The 249-nt window shown below is 64.7% G+C and carries 1 protein-coding gene; it reads left to right on the top strand.

What is annotated here, in order from left to right; translation table 11 throughout:
* A partial coding sequence (locus tag SB771_RS36105; RefSeq protein WP_410722176.1) for a glutamine amidotransferase-related protein occupies positions 1-249 on the top strand: 249 nt, incomplete at both ends.

Raw genomic sequence — 249 nt, 5'->3', positions numbered from 1 at the left:
GTCGAAAGCCTCAGGCATCTCGACGCGGTGCTCGTGCCGGGCGGCTTCGGCCGTCGCGGCACCGAGGGCAAGATCGCCGCGATCCGCTATGCGCGCGAAGCCAAGGTGCCGTATCTCGGTATCTGCCTCGGCATGCAACTGACCGTGATCGAATTCGCCCGCGACGTGGTGGGTCTGAAGGGTGCGAACAGCACCGAGTTCGACCAGGAAACCGAAAACCGCGTGGTCGCGCTGATCACCGAGTGGTAC

This window comes from Burkholderia sp. SIMBA_051, from assembly GCF_046534915.1.
GTDB classification, from domain to species: Bacteria; Pseudomonadota; Gammaproteobacteria; order Burkholderiales; family Burkholderiaceae; genus Burkholderia; species Burkholderia ambifaria.
The sequence above is the reverse complement of the archived record's forward strand: the minus strand, read 5'-3'. Positions and strand labels throughout refer to the sequence as shown.